23 protein-coding genes are annotated in these 23,197 nt (G+C 70.4%); 16 read left to right on the top strand and 7 right to left on the bottom strand.

The features are described 5' to 3' along the window. Positions 1 to 491: 491 nt before the first annotated feature. From H489_RS31395 to H489_RS31360, 8 genes are all read left to right on the top strand, one after another. Complete coding sequence (locus tag H489_RS31395) at positions 492 to 1,100, top strand: RHS repeat-associated core domain-containing protein (RefSeq protein ID WP_031260109.1); 609 nt, start codon at positions 492 to 494, stop codon at positions 1,098 to 1,100. A 457-nt stretch (positions 1,101 to 1,557) separates the two neighbouring features. Then, entirely contained in the window at positions 1,558 to 2,274 is a 717-nt protein-coding gene (locus H489_RS31390) for a GntR family transcriptional regulator (protein WP_017887786.1), read from the top strand. 93 nt (positions 2,275 to 2,367) lie between these two features. Further along, positions 2,368 to 3,390, top strand: coding sequence for a sugar phosphate isomerase/epimerase family protein (locus H489_RS31385; RefSeq protein WP_017887785.1), 1,023 nt, complete (start codon positions 2,368 to 2,370; stop codon positions 3,388 to 3,390). Further along, the gene (locus H489_RS31380; protein WP_017887784.1) at positions 3,387 to 4,340 is read left to right on the top strand and encodes a 3-hydroxyacyl-CoA dehydrogenase family protein; all 954 of its coding nucleotides are present in this window, start codon (positions 3,387 to 3,389) and stop codon (positions 4,338 to 4,340) included. Before H489_RS31385 ends, H489_RS31380 begins: the two co-directional genes overlap by 4 nt. A gap of 16 nt (positions 4,341 to 4,356) precedes the next feature. Continuing rightward, positions 4,357 to 5,136: an SDR family NAD(P)-dependent oxidoreductase gene (locus H489_RS31375; protein WP_017887783.1), complete on the top strand. Its 780-nt coding sequence runs from the start codon at positions 4,357 to 4,359 to the stop codon at positions 5,134 to 5,136. 120 nt (positions 5,137 to 5,256) lie between these two features. After that, entirely contained in the window at positions 5,257 to 6,648 is a 1,392-nt protein-coding gene (locus H489_RS31370) for an MFS transporter (protein WP_017887782.1), read from the top strand. Next, positions 6,645 to 8,351 (top strand): dihydroxyacetone kinase family protein, encoded by a 1,707-nt coding sequence (locus tag H489_RS31365; protein ID WP_017887781.1) that lies wholly within the window; start codon positions 6,645 to 6,647, stop codon positions 8,349 to 8,351. The genes H489_RS31370 and H489_RS31365 overlap by 4 nt, the downstream gene beginning before the upstream one ends. Then, complete coding sequence (locus H489_RS31360) at positions 8,348 to 9,106, top strand: triose-phosphate isomerase family protein (protein ID WP_017887780.1); 759 nt, start codon at positions 8,348 to 8,350, stop codon at positions 9,104 to 9,106. Before H489_RS31365 ends, H489_RS31360 begins: the two co-directional genes overlap by 4 nt. Here the strand turns inward: H489_RS31360 and H489_RS31355 are convergent. The 3 genes from H489_RS31355 to H489_RS31345 form a co-directional block, all read right to left on the bottom strand. Then, positions 9,103 to 9,774 (bottom strand): response regulator, encoded by a 672-nt coding sequence (locus tag H489_RS31355; protein ID WP_017887779.1) that lies wholly within the window; start codon positions 9,772 to 9,774, stop codon positions 9,103 to 9,105. The genes H489_RS31360 and H489_RS31355 overlap by 4 nt on opposite strands. Next, positions 9,771 to 10,982, bottom strand: coding sequence for a sensor histidine kinase (locus H489_RS31350; RefSeq protein ID WP_017887778.1), 1,212 nt, complete (start codon positions 10,980 to 10,982; stop codon positions 9,771 to 9,773). Before H489_RS31350 ends, H489_RS31355 begins: the two co-directional genes overlap by 4 nt. 250 nt (positions 10,983 to 11,232) lie before the next feature. Then, positions 11,233 to 11,919 (bottom strand): SDR family NAD(P)-dependent oxidoreductase, encoded by a 687-nt coding sequence (locus tag H489_RS31345; protein WP_017887776.1) that lies wholly within the window; start codon positions 11,917 to 11,919, stop codon positions 11,233 to 11,235. Positions 11,920 to 12,096: 177 nt separating this feature from the next. Between H489_RS31345 and H489_RS37820 the strand changes: the two genes are divergently transcribed. Then, positions 12,097 to 12,303, top strand: coding sequence for a hypothetical protein (locus tag H489_RS37820; RefSeq protein ID WP_139179578.1), 207 nt, complete (start codon positions 12,097 to 12,099; stop codon positions 12,301 to 12,303). A 112-nt stretch (positions 12,304 to 12,415) separates the two neighbouring features. Further along, positions 12,416 to 13,297 (top strand): manganese catalase family protein, encoded by an 882-nt coding sequence (locus H489_RS31340; protein ID WP_031260104.1) that lies wholly within the window; start codon positions 12,416 to 12,418, stop codon positions 13,295 to 13,297. A gap of 69 nt (positions 13,298 to 13,366) precedes the next feature. Here the strand turns inward: H489_RS31340 and H489_RS31335 are convergent, their stop codons facing one another. Beyond that, positions 13,367 to 13,693: a hypothetical protein gene (locus H489_RS31335; RefSeq protein ID WP_017887773.1), complete on the bottom strand. Its 327-nt coding sequence runs from the start codon at positions 13,691 to 13,693 to the stop codon at positions 13,367 to 13,369. Between the two features lie 11 nt (positions 13,694 to 13,704). Then, on the bottom strand, positions 13,705 to 14,163 hold the full coding sequence (locus tag H489_RS31330; RefSeq protein ID WP_017887772.1) for an Hsp20/alpha crystallin family protein: 459 nt from the start codon (positions 14,161 to 14,163) through the stop codon (positions 13,705 to 13,707). A 226-nt stretch (positions 14,164 to 14,389) separates the two neighbouring features. Between H489_RS31330 and H489_RS31325 the strand changes: the two genes are divergently transcribed. The 4 genes from H489_RS31325 to glgX all read left to right on the top strand — a co-directional run bounded on the left by H489_RS31325 (position 14,390) and on the right by glgX (position 17,953). Beyond that, entirely contained in the window at positions 14,390 to 14,572 is a 183-nt protein-coding gene (locus tag H489_RS31325; RefSeq protein WP_017887771.1) for a hypothetical protein, read from the top strand. Positions 14,573 to 14,590: 18 nt separating this feature from the next. After that, the gene (locus H489_RS31320) at positions 14,591 to 15,127 is read left to right on the top strand and encodes a MarR family winged helix-turn-helix transcriptional regulator (RefSeq protein WP_017887770.1); all 537 of its coding nucleotides are present in this window, start codon (positions 14,591 to 14,593) and stop codon (positions 15,125 to 15,127) included. A gap of 133 nt (positions 15,128 to 15,260) precedes the next feature. Then, positions 15,261 to 15,875, top strand: a complete 615-nt coding sequence (locus H489_RS31315; protein ID WP_017887769.1) for a TetR/AcrR family transcriptional regulator — start codon at positions 15,261 to 15,263, stop codon at positions 15,873 to 15,875. A 59-nt stretch (positions 15,876 to 15,934) separates the two neighbouring features. After that, entirely contained in the window at positions 15,935 to 17,953 is a 2,019-nt protein-coding gene (gene glgX, locus H489_RS31310; RefSeq protein WP_017887768.1) for a glycogen debranching protein GlgX, read from the top strand. Between the two features lie 127 nt (positions 17,954 to 18,080). On the opposite strand, the gene H489_RS31305 is transcribed toward glgX, so the two are convergent. Next, positions 18,081 to 19,196: a Gfo/Idh/MocA family protein gene (locus H489_RS31305; protein WP_017887767.1), complete on the bottom strand. Its 1,116-nt coding sequence runs from the start codon at positions 19,194 to 19,196 to the stop codon at positions 18,081 to 18,083. Further along, positions 19,193 to 19,993 (bottom strand): sugar phosphate isomerase/epimerase family protein, encoded by an 801-nt coding sequence (locus tag H489_RS31300; protein WP_031260100.1) that lies wholly within the window; start codon positions 19,991 to 19,993, stop codon positions 19,193 to 19,195. The genes H489_RS31305 and H489_RS31300 overlap by 4 nt, the downstream gene beginning before the upstream one ends. 250 nt (positions 19,994 to 20,243) lie before the next feature. On the opposite strand from H489_RS31300, the gene H489_RS31295 reads away from it, so the two are divergent. Together H489_RS31295 and H489_RS31290 are read left to right on the top strand one after the other, a co-directional pair. Continuing rightward, on the top strand, positions 20,244 to 21,542 hold the full coding sequence (locus H489_RS31295; RefSeq protein WP_017887765.1) for an MFS transporter: 1,299 nt from the start codon (positions 20,244 to 20,246) through the stop codon (positions 21,540 to 21,542). Positions 21,543 to 21,652: 110 nt separating this feature from the next. Next, positions 21,653 to 22,975, top strand: a complete 1,323-nt coding sequence (locus H489_RS31290) for a carboxylesterase family protein (protein WP_031260097.1) — start codon at positions 21,653 to 21,655, stop codon at positions 22,973 to 22,975. Positions 22,976 to 23,197 lie beyond the last annotated feature (222 nt).

The following is a 23,197-nucleotide window of genomic DNA, read 5'->3' as shown; positions in this document are numbered from 1 at the left end:
CGATCCGACGCGCCCGTGCCGAGCGCCACGGTCAGATCTACGCGAGGGCGCCAGCCGTCGCGGCTGCTCCCCCGATCGAACGGTGCAGTCGCGCGCGGAGCGTTTCACCCGTGTAGCGATCCTCCTCGATTCCTCCGACAACCGATCACTCGGCCGCGGTTGAACCCGCGATAGGGGTGTGAATCATCAACAGGACACGAAGTAAAAACGAACAGAAGTTAGTGGCTGGGGTGATGGGCGTAGCGGCCGTGATCATTGGAATTTACGCTGTGCTTTCTTTCGTAGAGGGTAGTTTATGGCGTGGCTCCCTAGCCGTAGTGAGTGCTGCTCTCCTCGGATATTTTGCGATAGGCTTAGCGTTCCCAAGTCGCACTAAGCATCGCTGATGGTTTGGGTGCTCACCGAGATATAGCGTTGCATAGCACCGGCAAATCAGCGACCCGGGCACGGGGCAGCCGCTGGACCTGCAGACCACCGACGGCACCACGAGCATGTGGGTCATCGACGGCACCGGCAACCCTGTCGCCGCGATCGCTGACACTGGCAAGACCGCGTACACCGTCTCGTACGACCCGTACGGCGTCGAAACCGTCACCGTCGGCGGCGACAGCGCGCAGTGGAAGCAGAACCCCTACGGGTTCAAGAGTGGTCTCCGCTCGTCCAGCACCGACAACGGGCTCACCAAGTTCGGGTACCGCTGGCAGTCCAGCGTCACGGGCGGGTGGATCGAACGTGACACTCTCGACGCGCCCCTCAGCCCGAGTAATGCCAACCGCTACGCGTTCGCGGGAGCTGACCCCATCAATAAGTCAGATTCCTCGGGTCGTAGCGTCGGGGGAGCGGCCGTCAATGCGGGTGTGGCGACAATCGCTGCCGTCGGGACCGCCGCAGTTTGCGCGTCAACCGCAGGAATCGGTTGCTTGGTGGGTGGAGTGGTCTTGGGTGGAGTGTTCGGAGGTTTTGGCGGTATCGCCCAGGAAGCAGTTGAAGGTGGAGATAACTATGGGCAGGCGGCACTCGAAGGAACGGTAAGCGGGGCTATTGGAGGCTTCGGCGGTGGCATCGCCGGCAAGCTGATCAAGTACCTGCCGCGTGGCTAGGAGGGCCGCAACATGTCGGGCTTTTGGATCACATGGACAGTCCTGCTGGTTATTGCAGTCGGCGCACTGGTGCTCGTTGGAGTGGGTGTCCAGCGAACAATTTCCACAGAAGGATGGCGCGACGGAAAGCTCCATCGCGGAGCCGGAGGGCGATGGTTCTGGAGTGGGATCATCGTCGCGTTGATCGACGGGGTGGCGCTGATCCTCCTTGTCCTGACGAACTAGGACGTGAGCGGCCTTTGACGGAGAAACCACGACATTCGGGCGTCGTGTCGGGGCAAGGGCGCATGGTCGATCAGGTGAAGGGGACTGGAAGGCCGCAATGTCTGCGAGCAAGTCCATCGTGAGCCCGATCATGCGGGTGAGTCGATTTCGCAAGAGTGGGGGGCCGATGGCAGCGCAGCCTGGTCGGAGCCCTCGCACTCAGCCCGAGTCGTGGATTCTCTAGGATCGACCCATGTCCACGACCATGCCCGGCTTCGGGACGGAGCGCATCACGCAGCTCGGCCTGCGCGACCGCGTCTACGACCGGGTGCTCGAGGTCCTGATGGGTCACGACGTCGAACCGGGCATGCGGCTGTCGATCGACGGCCTCGCTCGCTCGCTGGGGGTCTCGCCGACCCCGGTCCGCGAAGCCCTGGTGCAACTCGAACGCACCGGCCTCGTCACCCGTGAAGCGAACAAGGGGTACCGGGTCTCCCCGCCCCTGGCCGGCGACCAGCTCGAGGCCCTGTTCGACGCCCGGCTCATCGTCGAGAGCGGCGCCGTCGAACTCGCGGCCCGCGGCGACGTCGACGGCCTGCGCGAGCGGCTGGCGGCAGCGCTCGACGAGCAGGCGGCGGTGGCCGCCGAGGTCGCGTCCGTCGGTGCTGCGCACGCGCCGGAAGAGCTGATGGCCCGCTTCTTCCGCAGCGACTGGCAGTTCCACCAGCTGATCTTCGACGCGACACGGAACCCGTTCCTCGAGGAGATGTCCGAGATCATCACGACGCGCGTGCACCGCATGCGGCAGATCGTCGAGGGCGGCGGGGACGACACGGATCGTGCGGTCCAGGAACACCGGGCCATCCTGGAGGCGCTCGCTGCGGACCCGACGTCGGCCGTCGCCGCGATGCGGCTCCACATCGACGCCGTCCGGTTGCGTTCGCGCGCGGACGCGTCCCACACGAGCTGAGGCGGAGGGGTTGCGTTCCGGCGTCGTGCGAGTATCTTTCCTATAGGAAAGAGGTTCAAGGCTGAACCACCACGACATGCAAGGGAGCATTCCGTGACCACTCCACAGGACTGGGTCGACCAGGATTGGGACCCCACCACCTGGACGTCGGAGACCTGGCCGGTCGCCGCGTGCCTGCACGGGTTCGCGCAGGTCACCCGCGACGGGACGGCATTCCACGACGCCCCCGCCGAGGTGTGGGACGAGGTGTTCGGGCAGATCGAGGCCGTCGGCTTCTCGCTGGCCGAACTCGCTGACAGCCACATCCGGCCCGCTGACCTCGAAGCCTCGCGCCGCGACGAGCTGTTCGCCGTCGCGAAGTCGCACGGCATCGGGATCCCGTCGGTGCACCTGCAGCGCAAGAGCGTCATCCAGCCCGGGCACGAGGACGAGAACCTCGCTTACGCCCACCGCACGATCGACGCGGCGGCCGAGTGGGGCATGCAGGTGTTCTCGACCGGGCTGCACCAGCCGTTCACCGACGCCCAGAAGCGGGCGCTGTGGTTCTGGACGGCGCCGGGCCCGAAGGACCCCGACGACCCCGAGGTCTGGAACGCCGCGGTCAAGCGACTGCGGGAGCTCGGCGAGCACGCTGCGAGCGTCGGGCTGCCGATGGCGCTCGAGCTGTACGAGGACACGTACCTCGGCACTGCCGACAGCGCGGTCCGCCTGGTCGAGGAGATCGGGCTCGACAACGTCGGCCTGAACGCGGACGTAGCCAACCTCATCCGTCTGCACCGTCCGGTCGAGGACTGGCGGGAGCTGTTCGCGAAGACCATGCCGCACACGAACTACCTGCACGTGAAGAACTACACGCGTGACGAGGCCGGCGACGGCAGCTGGGCGACGAGTGCGCCGAGCACCATGGAGACGGGCCTCATCAACTACCGCCAGGTCCTGCGCGACGCCGTCGCCGACGGGTTCCGCGGGATCGTCATGACCGAGCAGTACGGCGGGGACAGCCTCGGCGTCTGCGCCACCAACCAGCAGTACATCCGATCCGTCCTCGCGACGACGAAGCTCGACGCGACGGCGACCCCGACTGCAGCAACCAGCACCGAAGGAGCAATCCGATGAGCACCCTCGACATCGCCGTCGTCGGGTCCGGCTACATGGGCGGCGGGATCGCCCAGGTCCTCGCCCTCGCCGGCCACACGGTCCGGATCGCCGACGTCTCGGCCGAGATCGCCCAGCAGAACCTGGAGCGGCTGCTCACCGAGACTGCGCAGTTCGTCGCCGACGGGCTGTTCCCCGAGGACGCCGTCGATCGGGTCCGCGCACACCTGAGCGCTGCCGAGTCGATCGAGGCCGCCGTCGCCGACGCGGACTTCATCGAGGAGGCCGTGCCCGAGAAGCTCGAGATCAAGCACGCGACGCTCCGCCGCATCAGCGAGGCCGCCCGCCCCGACGCCGTGATCGGCTCGAACACCTCGACGATCCTGATCGAGTCGCTGGCCGAGGCCGTCGTGGGCCCGGAGCGGTTCCTCGGCGTGCACTTTTCGAACCCGGCTCCGTTCATCCCCGGCGTCGAGCTCATCCCGCACCCGACCACCAACGAGCACGCGATCGAGGTCGGCGAGACCGTCGTCGCCGCGACCGGCAAGCAGTCGGCACGGGTGAAGGACTCGACCGGGTTCGTCCTGAACCGCCTGCAGTACGCGCTGTTCGAGGAGGCCACGAAGATCGCCGACGAGGGCATCGCGAGCCCCGACGACATCGACACCATCGTGCGGACCACGTTCGGGTTCCGCCTGCCGTTCTTCGGCCCGTTCGCGATCGCCGACATGGCAGGGCTCGACGTCTACGCCTTCTGCTTCGAGTCGCTGCAGACCCGCTGGCCCGAGCGCTTCGCCACCCCGCCGTCGCTGCAGCAGCACGTCGACGCAGGTGAGCTCGGCACGAAGTCGGGCGCCGGGTACCTCGAGGTGCCGGCCGACCGCACGCCCGAGCTCGTCGCCTACCGGAACAAGGCGTACGTCGCGATGCAGAAGCTCCTCGACGAGCTCGGCCCGGCACCGATCCACTGAGCCCGGAGCACGAACCATGAGCACGCAGAACCCCCAGACCGAACAGACCCGCACCGTCGTCCTCACCGGGGCCGCCTCACCGCGGGGCATCGGCCGCGCCACCGCCCACCACCTGGCCGAGGCCGGATGGGACGTCGGGATCGTCGACCTCGACCAGACGGCGAGCGAGCAGGTCGCCGCCGAGATCCGCGAACAGCACGGCGTGCGGGCCGTCGGTGTCGGTGCGAACGTCGCCGACGAGTCCGCCGTCCGTGCGGCCTTCGACACGATCGAGGCCGAACTCCGGCCGATCACCGCGCTCGTGAACCTGGCCGGGGTCTCGTCCGCGCACGCCTACCTCGACCTGCCCGAGGGGGAGTGGCACCGTGTGCTGTCGATCAACCTCGACGGCGTGCACTTCGCCAGCCTGCGGGCGGCGGAGTCGATGGTGCGGTCCGGCTACGGGCGCATCGTGAACCTGTCGTCGGTCTCCGCCCAGCGCGGCGGCGGCACCTTCAGCAAGACCCCGTACACGGTGGCGAAGGCCGGCGTGATCGGCCTCACCCGTGGTCTGGCACGCGAGCTCGGCCCACGCGGCGTCACGGTCAACGCGATCGCCCCCGGTCCGATCGACACCGACATCATGGGCGGCACCCTGTCCGAGGAGCGGAAGGCCGAGATGGCCGCCGACGGCGTGCTGCCGCGCATCGGCACCCCGCGGGACATCGCTGCCGCCATCGCGTACCTGATCAGCGAGGACGCCGGGTTCGTCACGGGCCAGACGCTCAACGTCGACGGCGGCCTGTACATGCACTAGGGCCAGCCGCCCGCGGAACGCGCGCCGACCGGGCGACGCGATCCGTGCCTCCCGTCCGGACGACCGAACCGACCGCCGGACGCCAGAACGACCGCACCGTGCTCGCAAAGGAGCGAACCCGTGTCACTACCCCCTGCCCCCGCGCTCGGGTCGACGAACGACCCCGGCCTGAAGTCCGCCATCGGCAAGGCGACGAAGCACCTCATGCCGATGCTCGTCATCCTGTACTTCGTCGCGTTCCTCGACCGCACGAACGTCGGCTTCGCCGAAGAGGCCCTGCGCGTCGACCGCGGTATCTCCGACGCCGCCTTCGCCCTGGGCGCCGGCATCTTCTTCATCGGCTACGCGATCTTCGAGATCCCGTCGAACCTGCTGCTCAAGCGGTTCGGTGCGCGCTTCTGGCTCGCCCGGATCGCCGTCACGTGGGGCATCGTCGCCGCACTGTTCGCCTTCACGACGAACGACACGATGTTCATCATCCTGCGGTTCATCCTGGGTGTGACCGAGGCCGGGTTGTTCCCGGGCGTGATCATGTACCTGTCCGAGTGGTTCCCGAACAAGGTGCGCGTGCGCATGTTCGCGATCTTCTACCTGGCGCAGCCGTTCTCGCAGATGATCGGCGCCCCGCTGTCCGGCGGCCTCATCAGCGTCGGTGACCAGGTCACCCCGTTCCACGGCTGGCAGGTCATGTTCGCCGGCGAGGGGATCCTCGCGGTGCTGGCCGGTGTCGCGGCCCTGGTGTTCCTGACGAACAGTCCACAGCAGGCGAAGTGGCTCGAACCGGGCGAGAAGGCGTCGCTCACCGCGGCCATGGAGCGCGAGGACACCGCTCGCACCGAGGACGGCCCGAAGGGCATCTGGCGCGCGATGGCGAGCGGGCGCGTCTGGTACTTCACGATCATCTACTTCTGCCTGCAGGTCGCCGTGTACGGCACGACGTTCTACCTGCCGCAGCAGGTGTCCTCGCTGCTCGGGCAGGACGTCGGCTGGCAGGTCGGGCTCGTGACCGCGATCCCGTGGCTCGTCGGACTCGTCGCCTGCTACCTGATCGGGTCGCGTGCGGACTCCGTCGGACGCCGTCGTCGCTGGGGCACCCTGTTCTACGTCACGACCGGCCTGTCGATCCTGGGCTCGGCGTGGGCGGGGGCGAACGGGCAGCCGGTGCTCGGCATCCTGTTCATCACGCTGGCCGTCGCGAGCTTCCTGTCCGTCGGCCCGATCACCTGGGCGTACCCGACGGCGTTCCTGACCGGTGCCGCAGCCGCCGCGGGCATCGGCCTGATCAACTCGCTCGGCAACCTCGGCGGGTTCGTCGCCCCGATCATGCGCACCGCGATCAACGAGGTGGTGCCCACCGACAGCGGTGCGTTCGGCATCGTCTCGCTCGGCGTCCTGGCGTTCGTCGCCGCGGTGATGATCTTCTGCACCAAGTTCTTCCGCGGGGCCAAGGCCGACGAGCTGCTCGACACCTCGCACGTCCGCACCACCGACCCGAAGGGCAGCAAGCGATGACCCGACTGTTCAACGACCCGGCGGACTTCGCCGACGAGGCGACCGACGGCTTCGTCGCCGCGAACGAACGGTGGGTGCGGAAGGTGCACGGCGGCGTCGCCCGCGCCACCACGAGCCCCGACGGCACGGTCGCCGTCGTGATCGGCGGCGGCTCGGGGCACTACCCCGCGTTCGGCGGACTGGTCGGACACGGCTTGGCCGCGGGTGCCGCGATGGGCAACCTGTTCGCCAGCCCCAGCGCCCAGCAGGTCACCGGCGTCGCGAAGGCCGCCGAGCACGGCGGCGGGGTGCTGCTCAGCTACGGCAACTACGCCGGTGACGTCCTGAACTTCGACGCCGCTGCCCGCACGCTCGAGGCCGACGGCATCCCGGTTCGGACGGTCCGCGTCACCGACGACGTGACGAGCGCCCCGGCCGACGACCGCGCAAAGCGCCGCGGCATCGCGGGTGACCTCTGCGTCTTCAAGGTCGCCGGCGCCGCCGCCGAGCGCGGGGACGACCTCGACACGGTCACCGCCGTCGCCGAGCGGGCGAACGACCGGACGCGCAGCTTCGGCGTCGCGTTCTCCGGGTGCGCGCTGCCGGGTGCCGAGGAACCCCTGTTCACGGTCCCCGAGGGCCGGATGGCGGTCGGCATGGGCATCCACGGCGAGCGTGGCATCGACGAGACGGACGTGCCCACCGCGGACGGCCTGGCCGAGCTGCTGGTGTGCCGGCTGCTCGACGAACTGCCCGACGGCGTGGCACTCGAGGGCCAGCGGGTGGTCCCGATCCTGAACGGCCTGGGCTCGGTCAAGTACGAGGAGCTCTTCGTCGTCTACCGCTCGGTGCAGCGGCGCCTGGCGGACGCCGGGGTCGTCATCGTGGAGCCCGAGGTCGGCGAACTCGTCACGAGCTTCGACATGGCCGGGGTCTCCCTGACGCTGTTCTGGCTCGACGACGAGCTCGAGGAACTCTGGGCAGCACCCGCGGACACCCCCGCCTACCGCAAGGGTGGTGCGGTCGCCGAGCAGCGCGTCGACCCGTCCACCGTGGCGGCGGACGCCGAGGGCGTCGGCATCGGCCCGGCGACCGACGAGTCACGCGCTGTCGCCGAGCAGGTCGCCGCCGGGTTCGCCGCGGTCCGCGCCGTCCTCGACGAGCACGCCGACGAACTCGGGCGCATCGACGCCGTGGCCGGTGACGGCGACCACGGCATCGGGATGCAGCGCGGATCGCACGCCGCCGACGTCGCGGCCGCCGACGCGGTCAGCCGCGGTGCCGGTGCCGGCACCGTCCTGCTGGTCGCCGCGGATGCCTGGTCCGACAAGGCCGGCGGCACGTCCGGTGCGATCTGGGGTGCCGCCCTGGAGGCACTGGGTCGCGTGGTCGGGGACGACTCGCGTCCGTCGGGTGCCACCGTCGCGCAGGGGGTCCGCGCGGCCACCGAGGCCGTGCTCGCGTTCGGCGCCACCGTCGGTGACAAGACGATGGTGGACGCCCTGGTGCCGTTCGACGAGGTGCTCCGCACCCGGCTCGACGCCGGGGCGGCGCTCGCCGAGGCCTGGGGCGACGCCGTCCGTGCCGCCCGCGAAGCCGCGGACGGCACGGAGTCTCTCGTGCCGAAGATGGGCCGGGCGCGCACGCACGCCGACCAGGCCGTCGGCACCGCGGACCCCGGTGCGCTGTCCTTCGCCCTCGTCGTGGAGACGGTCGCCCCGTGATCACCGTCGGGGTGTCGCTGAAGACGTACTTCTCGCACGCCCGGACGCTGTCGTGGGCGGCCGAGGTCGCGGACATCGCCCGGCGACACCCCGCGACGCTGTCGGGAGCGGCGACGCTGTTCGTGGCGCCGACGTTCCCGGCGCTCGTCCCGGTGCGTGACCTGCTCGCCGGCACCGGTGTGCAGCTCGCCGCGCAGGACCTGTCGTGGGCCGACGCGGGCGCGTTCACCGGCGAGGTCTCCGGCGCCGAGCTGCGGGAGATCGGTGTCGACCTGGTCGAGATCGGGCACGCCGAACGGCGTTCCCTGTTCCACGAGGACGACGCGACGATCGCGGGGAAGGTGCACGCGGCGTTCCGGAACCACCTGCGTCCGCTGGTCTGCGTCGGGGAGCCGGACCGGGCCTCCGATCCGACGGAAGCGGTGGCGGCGGTGACCGCGCAGCTCGACCGGGCCGTCTCCACCGCCGTCGCCGACGGGCTCGCCGGACCCCTGACCGTCGCCTACGAACCGGTGTGGGCGATCGGCGCCCCGGTACCCGCACCGGACGACCACATCGTGGCGGTGCTCGCCGGGATCGAGCAGCACCTCGCCACGCGGCCCGAGCTGCACGGCAGCACCGTGCTCTACGGGGGCAGCGCCGGGCCCGGTCTGCTCACCCGGGGGCAGGGGCGGATCAGCGGCCTGTTCCTCGGACGCTTCGCCCACGACCCGGCCGCGGTCGAGGCGATCCTCGACGAGGTCGCCGCGGACTAGTCCTCGCGGGTGCCCGCCAGCCCGTGGTCGTGGGCGTAGACGACGAGCTGCACCCGGTCGCGCAGTGACAGCTTGCCGAGGATGCTCGAGATCTGGGTCTTCACCGTCGACTCGGTGACGTACTCCTTCGTGGCGATCTCGGCGTTCGACAGGCCACGGGACGCCCACCCGAACACGACGCGCTCCCGCTCGGTCAGGGTCGCGAACTCCGGCGGCTGCGGTGCCGGGGCCCGTGCCACGTCGGTGCCGAACAGCTGCGCGAGGTCGTTCGGGGCGATGACCGAGCTGCCCTCGTGCACGGCACGCACCGCGGCGAACAGGAACGGCGGCGTGGTGTCCTTGAGCAGGAACCCGCTGGCGCCGAGCCGGATCGCGGTCGCCGCCGCAGGGTCGAGCCCGAAGGTGGTGAGCACGACGACGCGGGGCAGCGGACCCGGGACGGCGCCGGAGTAGAGCTGCCGGACGGTCTCCACGCCGTCCATGCCGGCCATCCGCATGTCGAGCAGCACCACGTCGGGCCGCACCTCGGGGATGAGCGCGAGCGCTTCGGCCCCGTCGGAGGCCTCACCGACCACACGCATGTCGTCCTGGGCATCGAGCACCACCCGGAGCCCCGCGCGGAACAGCGCCTGGTCGTCGGTGAGCAGGATCCTGATCGGTCCGGTCATCGGACGGGTCCCCCTTGGACGTCGAACGGGATGCGGGCGCGTGCCGTGAACACGTCGTCCAGCACGGCGGCGTCGAACGACCCACCGAGGGCGCCGAGGCGCGAGTCCATGCCGTCGATCCCGCGGCCCGAGCCGGCCGTGGTGCCGTCACCGGCGACGTTCTCGACCTCGAGCACCAGGTCGGCGTTCCGCCAGGTCTCCCGCACGACGACCGGGTTGCCGGGGGCGCCGTGGCGCAGGGCGTTCGTGAGCATCTCCTGCAGCACGCGGCGGGCGGCGGTGCCGGTGTCCGGGCGCAGGGCCAGCGGGACCCCGCGCACCGTGCGGTCGACGTCGACCCCGGCGTCGCGGATGCCCTGCACGATCTCCTCGAGCGAGCCCGGGCCGGTCGCCTCGGCGGAGCCGTCGATGTGGCCGAGGACCTGTCGGACCTCGACCAGGGAGCTGCGGGCGGTGCTCGCGATGGTGGCGCTGACCGCTCGGATGCGCGCCTCGTCGTCGAGGAACGGCACCGAGTCGGCCTGCGCGATGATGACCGCGAGCGAGTGGCCGACGACGTCGTGCACGTCCCGGGCGATGTCCGCGCGGATGCGTTCGGACTCAGCGACGTCGATCGCGCGGGTGGCGGTGGCCTCGGCCTCGGTGGCGACGGCCTCGGCACGTGAGGCTGCGGCCTCGGCATCGGCACGGCGCTCCGACTCGCGGTCGCGGGAGCGGAAGGCCCGGACGGCGACACCGCCCGCCCAGACCCCGAGCAGCGCGGTCACCGGGGCGGCCATCGCCAGGAACGCCTGGTCGCGGGGACCGTTGATGAGCACGAGGAACCGGAAGCCGGTCGACGCCAGGTAGACCGTCGCACCCGCTCCGGCGACGACCGCGAGCACACCGGAGACGACGACCTCGGTGCGGGTGCCGACGACCGCGGCGGTCCCGATCACGACGAACATCGCGAGGTCCACCAGCGACGGGCGCTCGCCGCCGCCGACCTGGATCACCCCGAGGACGACGACCATCGCCATCGCGGCCGACGGGGAGATGCGGCGCAGGGCGATCGCCACCGAGGCCGACAGCACCGCGGCGAGGCTCGCGTGCTCGAGCTCGAGGTCGATGGGCAGCAGGAAGACGAACGCCGCCAGGACCGCCCAGGCCACGTCGACGACGATCGACCGGGTGGCGAGCGGCCGGAGGAACCTGCCCCGTTCGGTCACGGCTCGATCATCGCATGCCGCCCACGCCGTGCAGCGCGGACCGACGTCACGCGCCCGCGGTCATGGCGGCGAGGGCGATGACGGTCGTGGTGACGATCGCGGCGCAGAGCAGCAGCGTGGCGATCGTGTGCTTCGTCGAGGACTCCATGTCACCAGACTCGTGGCGCGGAGTCGCCGGGGCATCGGGCGCAGGGGCGAAGCGCTTCGTCCCTGCGGGTGAAGCGAGGGGCGATCACCCGGTACTCGGGGATCAGACGACGACGGATCCCAGCTGCCGGTGCGCGATCGAGACGGACTCGCCGGACACCGCGTTCAGCGGCGACGACAGGAACGCGACGAGGTCGGCGATCTGCTGCGGTGTCGAGTCGCCGGGGCCACCTGGGCGGACCTCGGCGGACGGGGTGTCCGTCACGGTCCCGGGGTTGACGACGTTCACCGTGACCCCGGTGCCCGCCACGTCGTCGGCCAGGTTCTTTGCGATGACGCTCACCGCAGTGTTCCGGAGCGACGCCGTGATGTTGCCGGAGAAGTAGGCGTTCTGCCCGCTCACCACGACCACGCGACCGAATCCGGCCTCGCGCTGGGCGGGGAGCACGGCGTTCGCGACGCGGAGGAACCCGAGCGCCTTGCCGTCGATCGCGTCGAGGACCTGCTCCGGGTCGGACTTCCGGGCCGGGTCGAGGGTGCTCGCGCTCGGGGCAGCGGTCACGACCAGCACGTCGATGCGCCCGTGCCGCTCGAGGACGGCGGCGATGCCAACGTCCACCGACTCCTGCGAGGCGGTGTCGATCGGCACGCTGCCGTCGGAGTCCTCGGCGCTGCGGGAAGCGACGACGACGGTCGCCCCCTCGGTGCGGAGGCGGTCGGCGACGGCGGTACCGATGTACCCCTTGCCTCCGACGACGAGTGCGACACGGTTCTTGAGTTCGAGGTCCACGCGGCCACGCTATGCCGGGACGGTGCGGTCTGCCCGCCCGTCGCGCACCGGAGCCCCCACCCGATGGGGGCAGGAGCTCCGGTGGTCAGATCTTCGTCCAACGAACTTACTCTTGAGGAATCACAAGCAAGCCGTCAGGTGTGCATGCGGTGGGTATCGCAACGGAACGAGGTGGACATGGGCTCACGATCAGCTGGCAATGTCGCGACGATCATCGCCGCAGGGTGTTTGGTACTGCTCCTCGTCGTCGTCTGGCTCCGCGGACAGCAGTCGATCGGAGACGGGTTCGCGATCCCCGTCGTGTCCGTGCTCGTTCTCGGGTTCACCGGCTGCACGGTGTGGGCCGGGGTCGTCGCCTTGCGTCGACGCGGGAGAGGACGCTGACGCCCGTCTGCGCGATCTGGCTTTCCTTGAGGCGGCGCTGAGGCGGTCGCGCCGACCATCGCACACGGACCCGCTCGATCGACGGGCACCCGCTGGAGTGAAGGAGAGCCACGTGTACTTCCACAAGCAGGAACTGCAGTTCACGGCAACGCCCGACAAGCCCGACGCCGTCTACGCCCGCAAGCTGCAGGAGGTGCTCGGTGGCCAGTACGGGGAGATCTCCGTCGCCATGCAGTACCAGTTCCAGGCGTGGAACATGCACATCCCCGGCAAGTACCGCGACATGGTGTTCGGCATCGGCGCCGAGGAGATGGGCCACGTCGAGATGCTCGCGACGATGATCGCGCAGCTGCTCGAGAAGTCCCCGCTCGGCATCACCGAGGACGCGGTGCAGGACGACCCCACGGTCGCCGCGATCGTCGGTGGCACGGACGTCCAGCACGCCATCGTCGCCGGTGCGGGCGCCCGTCCAGTGGACAGCAACGGCAACCCCTGGCAGGGCTCGTACATCACCGCCAGCGGCAACCTGCTCGCCGACTTCACGGCGAACGAGAACGCCGAGATGCAGGGCCGTGTGCAGGCCGCCCGGCTCTACCACATGACCGACGACCACGGCGTGCGGGACCTGCTGTCCTTCCTCATCGCCCGCGACACGATGCACCAGAACATGTGGGCGACCGCCGCCGCTGAGCTGCGCGAGCAGGGCGTCGAGGGCTTCCCCGTGCCGAGCAACTTCCCGCAGTCGAAGGAGAACCAGGAGGTCAGCTACCAGTACCTCAACTTCTCCGACGGTGCCGAGGCGAAGAACGGCCCGTGGGCGAGCGGCCCCTCGTTCGACGGCAAGGGCGAGTACTCGTACCACGACGGCCCCACGACCTCGGTCCCGATGCCCCCGCCCACCCACCCCGACGTCCGGCTGTACGGCACCACCGAGCTGCCGAACGTCGTCGAGAAGACGGCCGGCCTGGTGCAGGACACGCTGCACAAGGAGTAGTCCCGCAACCCACGGAACGACGGGAGGCCCGGCGCACGACGTGCACCGGGCCTCCTGTCCGTCAGGTGGTCACCGCACCGACGGGGCGGACCCGCCCACGGTCATCAGCGCCCCCGTCTCGGGTTCTTCGTCGCGCGGTGCCTCGAAGATGCCCGAGTAGGCGCGGACCGCGCTCCACCCTGCGATCAGCAGGGCCGTGCCGAGCACCGACGCGACCCAGGGCGCCAGGAGCGACTGCTCGAGGAGCCGTGGAGCGGCGAGCCAGGCCAGGAACGTGCCGGTCAGGCTGCCGGTGGCCCCGAGGAGCACGGCGGTGCGCCGGTCCAGGCTCGTCAGTGCGAGCGCCGCGGTGACGACGAGGACCGCGACCACCGCGTGCAGCAGGACGGACGTCATCGCTCAGCTCCTCACTCGGCGGCGGTGCCGGAACCGGCGGCACCGGAACCGACCGCGAGCTGCTCGGACCCGCCACCGACGGTGACGGCGATCTTGCGCGGCTTCGCGGACTCCTTGACCGGGATCGTGACGCTGAGCACGCCGTTGTCGTACCCGGCGGTGATGCGCTCGGCGTCGAGGCCGTCGCCGAGCGTCAGCTGCCGGACGTACGTGCCGGGCTGGCGCTCACGGGTGAGCCACTGCGAGCCCTCGGGCGCGCCCAGGGTGCGCTCGGCGCGGATGGTCAGGACGGAACCGTCCACGTCGATGTCGACGGAGCCCGGGTCGATGCCGGGCAGGTCGACGTCGAGGACGTAGTGGTCCCCGGTGCGGTACAGGTCCATCGGCATCGAGCGCGGGCCGGCGGCGGTGCCGAGGAGCGAACCCGCGAGTCGGTCGAGCTCGCGGAACGGATCGAAGTTCATCGTCATCGAAATCAACTCCTTCGTGGTTCTCGTTGAGTCCCCTCGACTCAACTGCCACCGTTTTAGCACTCGACCCTGGCGAGTGCCAAAAGAACGCTCAGAGGACGCCGAGAACCACGCAGCGCGCAAAACGTACACAGCGCGAATGGTTCGTTGAACTGACCGTTCACTGTGTGAAAGAGTTCAGCCGTCCGAACGGGACACACGGCAAGCAAGAAGGGCGGGACAGGACATGCACAGCACGTACTCCGGGATGCCTCGGGTCGCGACGATCGGCAGCAGCCACACGCGCGTCGGCCTCACCGACCCGGCGGTCATCGACGCGTACGTCGCGCGTCGCATCCAGGACCCCTCGCTGCTCGCCGGTCGCTCCGAGCCGTCCTACGCGGACTTCTTCACCACGCCTGCCGTATAGCAAGGAGCGCATGACCCCATGCCGTTGACCGTCGTCCGTCGAGAGCACGTCCACCTCTACACCCGCGAACCCGAGTCGCGGGCCGCGAAGACCGCCGTCGACGCGTTGCTCCGCCTGCAGCACGCCGAGGACCAGCAGATCGAGTCCGCCCGCATCGAGAGCGGCCTGACGAAGAACGAGTTCCTCGCCGTCCGGTACCTGCTGCAGGCGCACCGGGACGGCCGGACGACGGGCCCGAAGGACCTGGCCGTCATGCTCGCCGTCTCGAACGCGTCGGTCACCAAGATCGTCGACGGGCTCGTGCAGAAGGGGCTGCTGTCCCGCGCGGCGCACCCCACGGACCGCCGTGCGCAGGTGCTCGCCCCCACGGACCAGGCCACCGAGAAGATCGACGCCTCGTACGCACGGTTCCACGAGGCCGTCGTCCAGGTGCTCGAGCAGCTGCCCGACGCGGACAACGCCGTCCTCGCCGACTCGCTCACGAAGATCGTCGACGCGCTCGCCGCGGGCTCGCCCGCGCCGGTCGACGAGTACACGGTCGACGACCAGGACTGACGCGAGCGCGCCCGGCTGACGCGACCCGACGGGTGCGGCGCGACCGCGATGCGGACGGGAGGCCCGTGGTGCGCCCGCCACGGGCCTCCCGTCCGACGGTGGCGTAAAAACCTTCCAACGGTAAGTTGGGTGCATGACCCACCCCGCGGACGACGCCGACGCGGCCCAGCCGCGCCGCGGCGGGTACCGCAAGGGCGCCGAGCGGCGCACCCAGATCCTCGACGAGATGATCCGCATGGTCGCGGAACAGGGGGTCGACGCTTCGTCGCTCCGTTCCGTGGCCGAGGCCCTCGGGATCACGCACGCGGCACTCCGCCACTACTTCCCGAGCCGCGACGAACTGCTGCTCGCCGTCTACCGGGAGCACGAGGTCCGCGAGCAGGGCGCACCCGACCGGATGAAGTCGGCGATCGGCGACATGCGCGAGAGCGCGTCGCGCAACCGTGCCGTGCCGGGGCTGGTGCAGCTGTACACGACCCTCGCCGCCGACGCGGTGCAGGAAGGCCACCCGGCCACGCGCGACTTCATGCGCGAACGCTTCGCCCGGCTGCGCGCCGAACTCGCCGTGCTCATCGAGGCGGACCAGGCGAGCGGACGGATCCGCACCGACCTGGACCCGGTCGACCTGGCGAGCCTGAGCATCGCGGCGTCCGACGGGCTGCAGGTGCAGTGGCTGCTCGACCCCGACGCCGTCGACGGTGAACGGGTGCTGCGGCTGCTGGAGCAGCTGGTCCCGCCGGTGCGCTGAGCGGCCAGGGGTACGCCCAGACTGCCGGTGGCACAGCGACCGGCCGGTAGAAGGGCAGCATGACCACTTCCACGCGCACCCCGCTCGGCGTCACGCTCGTCGACGGGGGCGCCAACGTCGCCCTGTTCTCGAGCACCGCCGAGCGCGTCGAGTTCTGCACCTTCGACGACGACGGCACCGAGCACCGCACCGAGCTCCGCAACCGCACCGGCTACACCTTCCACGACGTCGTCCCCGGGGTGAGGGTCGGCACCCGCTACGGCTTCCGCGTGCACGGCGCGTGGGACCCGGCGAACGGCCTCCGCCACAACGGCGCGAAGCTCCTGCTCGACCCCTACGCCACCGCGATCGACGGCGAGTACGAGTGGGGCCAGGCGCTCTTCGGTCACGACATGAACGAGCCCGAGCAGATCGACGAGACCGACTCGGCCAGCGCGATGCCCAAGTCCGTCGTCGCCGACCGGTCCTTCGACTGGGACGGCGACAGCCTGCTGCGGACCCCGCTCGCCGACACCGTCGTGTACGAGGTGCACGTCAAGGGCTTCACGAAGCAGCACCCGGACGTCCCCGAGGAGATCCGCGGCACCTACGCCGGCATGGCCCACCCGGCGGCGTTCAAGCACCTGACCGACCTCGGCGTCACCGCGGTCGAGCTGCTGCCGACGCACCAGTTCGTGCAGGACTCGACGTTGCTCGACAAGGGGCTCCGCAACTACTGGGGCTACAACAGCATCGGCTTCTTCGCGCCGCACGACGAGTACTCGTCCTCGGGCACCGCCGGACAGCAGGTCGCCGAGTTCAAGTCGATGGTCAAGGCCCTGCACGCCGCGGGGCTCGAGGTCATCATGGACGTCGTCTACAACCACACCGCCGAGGGCAACCACATGGGCCCGACGCTGTCGTTCAAGGGGATCGACAACCAGTCGTACTACCGGCTGGTCGAGGGTGACGAGGCGAACTACTTCGACACCACCGGCACCGGCAACAGCCTGAACGTCGGACACCCGGCAGCGCTCGGCCTGATCATGGACTCGCTCCGCTACTGGGTCGAGGAGATGCACGTCGACGGCTTCCGGTTCGACCTGGCCACGACCCTGACCCGCCAGGACGGCGAGGCCGAGAAGCACTCCGCGTTCCTCGACATCATCCATCAGGACCCCGTGCTGCGCGAGGTCAAGATGATCGCCGAGCCGTGGGACACCGCCGGCTACCAGGTGGGCGGGTTCCCGGCCGACTGGTCCGAGTGGAACGGCAAGTACCGCGACGACCTGCGCGCCTTCTGGCGTGGTGACGAGGGTGCGCTCGGCGACGCCGTCCAGCGGGTCCTGGGCAGCCCGGACGTCTACGAGGGGTCGCGCCGCTCACCGCTCTGCTCGGTCGACTTCGTGACCGCCCACGACGGTTTCACCCTGGCCGACCTGACGATGTACGCCGACAAGCACAACGAGGCCAACGGCGAGGACAACAACGACGGCGAGAGCGACAACACCTCGTTCAACGGCGGCATCGAGGGCCCGACCGACGACGGCGCGGTGAACGACTACCGCGACCGGCAGCGCCGCAACTTCCTCGGCACCCTGCTGCTCTCCGCCGGCGTCCCGATGATCCTGGGTGGCGACGAACTCGCCCGGTCGCAGGGCGGCAACAACAACGCGTACTGCCAGGACGACGAGATCTCGTGGTTCGACTGGGCCGCCGCCGACCAGGACCTGCTCGCCTTCACCACGGCGGCGATCGCGTTCCGTCGGCAGCACCGGGCGCTGCGTCCGGAGTGGTTCCGCACCGCGCCCGGTGACTCGGAGTCGACGGTGAGCGTGCTCCGCGCCGATGCCGCCGGGTTCGAGGACGGCGACTGGGCGGACGGCGGCAACCGGGCCGTGACGCTCGTGCTGCACCAGGGGGACGACACCGTGGCCGTGCTGCTGAACGCGTCGGGCACCACGGTGGAGTTCACGCTGCCGGAGCGTCCGGGCGGCGGCAACTGGTCGCTCGGGCTGTCGAGCGACCCCGACCAGGCCGTGGTGGGCGACGCGGCGACGCTGCTCGTGCGCGACGCGTCCTTCACCGCGCTGGTCTGACGCGGGGCGCGGCGCTCGCGCGGGCTCGCTCGCGCGGCTTCGCTTGGTGAGCAGAAATGGTCGGGTTCCCGGTGGGGACCCGACCATTCCTGCTCACGAAGTGGTGCTCGTGGTGCGCGCGGCGCTCCTAGGCGTTCGCGCCCGCGGTCAGCACGGCTGCCGCGGGGTCGAAGTCCTCGGGCAGCGGCGGGATCGCGTCCACGGTCGACGTGATGTCGACGGCGGACCCCGACTCGGCCGCGTCACGGATGCCGAGCAGGACGTCGAGCACGTGCAGCGCGACGGCGCCGGAGGCACGCTCGGGGCGGTCCTCGGCGATGGCGCGGGCGAGTTCGACGACACCGGTGCCACGACCCCAGGTGGAGCCGACCGCCTCGAGCGTCTCGGGCTCGTCCTGCCCGTAGCGCCAGAGCTGCGACGAGCCCTCGAAGGTGTTCGGGTCGGGCAGCGAGATCGTGCCGAGCGTGCCGTTGATCTCGACGAAGCCCATGCGGGGCAGGGCGTGCTGGAACGAGAACGTCGACTGTGCGGACTGCCCGCCGGCGAACTCGATCAGGGCCGCGTGGTGCGTCGGGACCTCGACCGGGAACGTCTCGCCGGCGCGGGGGCCGGACGCGATCGTGCGACGGTCGAGCGACTTCGACGAGACGGCCTGCACGCGCGAGGCGGTGCCGAACGCGTGCACCAGGGTCGTCACGTAGTACGGGCCCATGTCGAACAGGGGACCGGCACCGGTGGCGAACAGGAAGTCCGGGTTCGGGTGCCACGCCTCGGGTCCGGGGACGTGGAACAGCGTGGTCGCGGAGAGCGGCTCACCGATGTCGCCGCGGGCGATGGCACGGAGCGCCGTCTGGATGCCCGCGCCGAGCACGGTGTCCGGAGCGGTCGCGACGCGCAGGCCCTTGGCCTTCGCCGACTCGAGCACCGCCGCGGCCGACGCGTGGTCGGTGGCGATCGGCTTCTCGCTCCAGACGTGCTTGCCGGCGTCGATGATCTGCTGGTCGACCTCGGCGTGTGCGGCCGGGATCGTCAGGTTGATCACGATCGAGATGTCGTCGCGGGCGAGGAGCTCCTCGACCGTGCCGGACGCGGCGACGCCGTACTCCGCCGCCTGGGCAGCAGCGCGGTCGAGCAGCACGTCGGCGACGAAGCGGACCTCGACGTCGGCGAACTTCGTCAGGTTCTCGAGGTACTGCGTGGAGATGTTGCCGGCACCGATGATGCCGATCCCGACGCGGCTCACTTGTCGTTGTCCTTGAGCCAGGTGAGGGACTCGGTGATGCCCTCGAAGACGTCGCCCTTGTACGCGTCGAACTCGACCACGCGGATGGCCTCGGGTGCGGCGGCGAGGATGGCGGCCACGTCGACGTCGCCCTGGCCGGCGGGGGTCTGGTTCTCGAAGGCGCGCTGCAGTGCCTCGGGCACGATCAGGGCGCTCTCGGACGAGGGCAGCGCGGTGCGGATGTCACCGTCGACCTTGCCGTCCTTGACGTGGATCGCGACGACGCGGTCGCCCAGGCCCGTGAGCACGGTGGGGGCGTCGGCGCCACCGACGGTCGCCCAGAAGGTGTCGACCTCGAGGACGGTCTCCGGCGACAGCTGCGACACGAACAGGTCGTAGACGGTGCGGCCGTCGACCTTGTTCGTGAACTCCCACTGGTGGTTGTGGTACCCGAACTGCAGGCCACGGCCGGCGGCCTCGGCGGTCAGCTCGTTGACGCGCTCGGCGATCTTCGCGACGTCGTCGGCGGTCTGCCAGCGGTCGGTCGGGATGAAGGGGTCGATGACGGTGTGGATGCCGAGGCGCTCGGCGGCGTCCCAGATCGGCGCGGTGTCCTCGGCGTCGATCACGGCGACGTGGCCGGACGGAGCCTTGAGGCCGGTGGCCGCGAACGCACGCTCGAGGTCGGTGGCGCGCTCGACGAACGCGTAGGGCTCGACGTTCTCGTACCCGATCTCGGCGACACGGGCGATGGCCTTGTCGAGGTCTTCGGCGATGGCGTCGCGCAGCGAGTACAGCTGCACAGAAGTGGTGGGCATTGCAGAGGCTCCTTCGATCCTGTCTGGGTGTCGCGGCCCGTCGAGGAGCGATGCTCCGCGGCGAGATCGATGACGACGCTACCCCAAAAACCACCCGGTGTGTAGTTTTTGCTGCCCCGTGCGACGCGGTCCGGATCGTCTGCCCGTCACGGCCCGTGACGTGCCCGGTGTTGCAGACGACACCTGTCGATGTATGCTCGCGTCGGAAAAACCTTGCCGAGCAAGGTTTTCATCGACTCAAGGAGGCGTCATGAGCACACCCGAACCCGGCAGCCCGGCACTGCTCAACCCGGAAGAGGGCATCACCCAGCCCGTCAGCACGGTGAAGGTGGGCATCGGCTACCAGATCGCCCTGTTCCTCGGGCAGTTCGGCCTCTTCGTCGCGCTCATGGCCCCCGTCTACGTGAGCATGCAGCTCAAGGCGCAGGCCCTGGTCGGCGACGACGCCGCGAACGTCATCGGTTCGGTGCTGCCGATCGGCGCGTTCGGTGCGCTCATCATGAACCCCCTGGCTGGCGCCCTGTCCGACCGCACCCGCACGCGCTGGGGCCGTCGTCGCCCCTGGCTGCTCAGCGGTGTCGTCGTCTTCGCGATCGCCCTCGCCTGGATCGCCTACTCGCCGGACGTCCTCAACCTGACGCTGGCCTGGCTGCTCGCCCAGCTCGCCGCGAACGCCACCCTCGCCACCCTGCTCGCGAGCTTCGCCGACAACGTGCCGCAGCTGCAGCGTGGCCGGTCCTCGAGCATCATCGCGCTGGCGCAGAACATCGCCGTGCTCGCCGGCACGTACCTGTCGGTCTTCTTCGTGGCGAACCTGCCCGTGCTGTTCATCGCGCCGGGCATCCTGGCGATCATCCTGGTGGCCGTGTACGCCGTGGTGGCCCGGGACGACCTGCCGACCTACACGCTCAAGAAGTTCACGTTCCTGAACCTCGTCGCGTCGTTCTGGACGAACCCGGTCAAGAACCCGGACTTCGCGTTCGCCTGGTGGTCGCGCTTCCTCATCATCCTGGCGACGTTCATGTTCACGACGTACCGCCTGCTCTACATGCAGGAGCACATCGGCATCGAGAAGCCGAAGGACGCCACGGCCGCCGTCGCCTTCGGTGTCCTGCTCTACACGATCGCGCTGCTGATCAGCGCGGCGCTGTCCGGCTGGGCCTCGGACAAGCTCGGTCGGCGCAAGGTGTTCGTCGGTGGATCGACGGCCATGTTCGCGGTGGGGCTCGTCGCGCTCGCACACGCCGACACGGTCACCGGCTTCTACGTCGCCGAGATCATCATGGGCTTCGCCTACGGCATCTACTCGGCCATCGACACGGCGCTCGTCGTCGACGTGCTGCCGAACGCCGACCGGCCCGGCAAGGACCTCGGTGTCATCAACATCGCGAACGCGTTGCCGCAGTCGCTCGCTCCGGCGATCGCCCTGTTCTTCCTGAAGGTCGGGTCCGACGGAGCAGCCGACAACTACGAGCTCATGTGCTGGGCCGCCGGTGCGATCGCCCTCATCGGCGCACTCGTCGTGATCCCCATCAAGCGGGTGCGGTAGCGCCCGTCGTAACGCGACCAGAAGACGGACGGGAGGCCCGTGGCGACGCCGCCACGGGCCTCCCGTCCGTCTGCCTGGTTGCGTCAGCGGCCCCCGATAGCGTGATCCCCATGCTCGCCGCCGCCCCAGCCCCGTTCGACACCCCCGCCGGCCGCATCATCGGGACGGTCGACGGGGACGTGGTGCGGGTGCTCGGGATCCCGTACGCGCAGGCCGAACGGTTCGCCCCACCGCAGCCGATGCCACCGTTCGAGGGCGAGCTGCACGCGTCCACCCCGTCGCCGGTCGCGCCGCAGCCGCACGAGGAGTTCGTCGACCTGCTGCTCAACCCGATCCAGGGCATCGAGGTCGACGAGCACTGCCAGCGACTCTCCATCACGCTGCCCGCCGACGTCCGTCCGGGCGAGCAGCTGCCCGTGATGGTCTGGATCCACGGCGGTTCGTACGTCATCGGCGGCGGTGACCTGCCGATCTACGACGCCCGCGACCTGGTGACCGAGCAGCGCGTGATCGTGGTGTCGGTCACGTTCCGGCTCGGCGTCCTCGGGTTCCTCGGCGACGGTGACACGATCCCGGCGAACCTCGGGCTCCTCGACCTGGTCGAGTCGCTGCGCTGGGTGCGCGCGAACATCGCGGCGTTCGGCGGCGACCCCGACCTGGTCACCGTCTTCGGGCAGTCGGCCGGCGGGGACGCGGCCGCGCACCTGATGATCAGCGCCGGCGCCGAAGGGCTGTTCCGCCGCGCGATCATCCAGAGCGCACCGCTCGGGCTGTCCCGTCGTCGTGCGCGGATGAACCGGGCCATGGTCCGGGCGGTGGGCAGCGTGCACGCCGACACCCCGCTCGACGACCTGCTCGACCGCCAGGCGCTCGGCACCCGGGCCGCCGCACCCTACGGTCTGGCCGCCGGCATGCCCTTCGGCACCCAGTACGGGTTCGCCCCGCTGCCCGCCGAGCGCGACCTGGACGCCGCGTGGAGCCGCGTCGCACCCGACGTCGACGTGCTGATCGGGTCCGGCTCGGACGAGGCCGGCATGTACGTGCCGCTCGTGCCCGGGCTGCGCCGGGTGACCCGCTCGCGCGTGCTGCGGTCGGCCCTGCGGTGGTGGGTCGTGCGCCCGCTGTCCGACGTCATCTACGGGCGCGATGCCCGACGGTTCACCGAGCGGCACCGACGTGCGGGTGGCCGCGCGACCTCGTACCGACTGCACCGCGGGGTGACGAGCGCCCCGACCGGAGCCGTGCACATGAGCGACCTGCCGCTGCTGCTCGGCGGGCGCGAGGCCTGGGCCGGCACCCGCTTCGTCCCCGAGCGCGACTGGCCCGAGGTCGAGCGCCGCGGCCGGGCCTTCCGGGCGATCTGGGCCGACTTCGCCCGCACCGGCGAGGTCCGTGCGCCCGACGACGAGACCCTGACCTTCGACCGCGGCTGACCCGCGGGCACGGCCCGTGGCGGCGGCGACTCGCGCCTCCCGGCCCGCGGGGTGGTCGCGACACACCGCACGGGGTGCGTCGCGTGGTCACGTTCCGTCGTCTGCGGGCGGCGGGGCCGACGGTCTGTGACCGCCCGGCGTGCGGACCGCGGGGGGGTCGTGACCGGTCAGCGGGCTGGTGGAGCGTCCGCCGGACCCCGGACCCCGGACCCCGGTCCACGG

The organism is Curtobacterium flaccumfaciens UCD-AKU (assembly GCF_000349565.1).
Lineage (GTDB): Bacteria > Actinomycetota > Actinomycetes > Actinomycetales > Microbacteriaceae > Curtobacterium > Curtobacterium poinsettiae.
Note: the sequence above shows the minus strand (reverse complement) of the source record. Positions and strands in the feature narration are given on the sequence as shown.

Excerpts from the sequence above, each read along its gene's own strand:
- H489_RS31380 (WP_017887784.1), top strand. The coding sequence starts at position 3,387 with ATGAGCACCCTCGACATCGCCGTCGTCGGGTCCGGCTACATGGGCGGC.
- H489_RS31315 (WP_017887769.1), top strand. The coding sequence starts at position 15,261 with ATGACCCACCCCGCGGACGACGCCGACGCGGCCCAGCCGCGCCGCGGC.
- H489_RS31330 (WP_017887772.1), bottom strand. The coding sequence starts at position 14,163 with ATGACGATGAACTTCGATCCGTTCCGCGAGCTCGACCGACTCGCGGGT.
- H489_RS31395 (WP_031260109.1), top strand. The coding sequence starts at position 492 with ATGTGGGTCATCGACGGCACCGGCAACCCTGTCGCCGCGATCGCTGAC.
- H489_RS31295 (WP_017887765.1), top strand. The coding sequence starts at position 20,244 with ATGAGCACACCCGAACCCGGCAGCCCGGCACTGCTCAACCCGGAAGAG.
- H489_RS37820 (WP_139179578.1), top strand. The coding sequence starts at position 12,097 with ATGGGCTCACGATCAGCTGGCAATGTCGCGACGATCATCGCCGCAGGG.
- H489_RS31300 (WP_031260100.1), bottom strand. The coding sequence starts at position 19,993 with ATGCCCACCACTTCTGTGCAGCTGTACTCGCTGCGCGACGCCATCGCC.
- H489_RS31355 (WP_017887779.1), bottom strand. The coding sequence starts at position 9,774 with ATGACCGGACCGATCAGGATCCTGCTCACCGACGACCAGGCGCTGTTC.
- H489_RS31335 (WP_017887773.1), bottom strand. The coding sequence starts at position 13,693 with ATGACGTCCGTCCTGCTGCACGCGGTGGTCGCGGTCCTCGTCGTCACC.
- glgX (WP_017887768.1), top strand. The coding sequence starts at position 15,935 with ATGACCACTTCCACGCGCACCCCGCTCGGCGTCACGCTCGTCGACGGG.
- H489_RS31365 (WP_017887781.1), top strand. The coding sequence starts at position 6,645 with ATGACCCGACTGTTCAACGACCCGGCGGACTTCGCCGACGAGGCGACC.
- H489_RS31390 (WP_017887786.1), top strand. The coding sequence starts at position 1,558 with ATGTCCACGACCATGCCCGGCTTCGGGACGGAGCGCATCACGCAGCTC.
- H489_RS31290 (WP_031260097.1), top strand. The coding sequence starts at position 21,653 with ATGCTCGCCGCCGCCCCAGCCCCGTTCGACACCCCCGCCGGCCGCATC.
- H489_RS31375 (WP_017887783.1), top strand. The coding sequence starts at position 4,357 with ATGAGCACGCAGAACCCCCAGACCGAACAGACCCGCACCGTCGTCCTC.
- H489_RS31320 (WP_017887770.1), top strand. The coding sequence starts at position 14,591 with ATGCCGTTGACCGTCGTCCGTCGAGAGCACGTCCACCTCTACACCCGC.
- H489_RS31325 (WP_017887771.1), top strand. The coding sequence starts at position 14,390 with ATGCACAGCACGTACTCCGGGATGCCTCGGGTCGCGACGATCGGCAGC.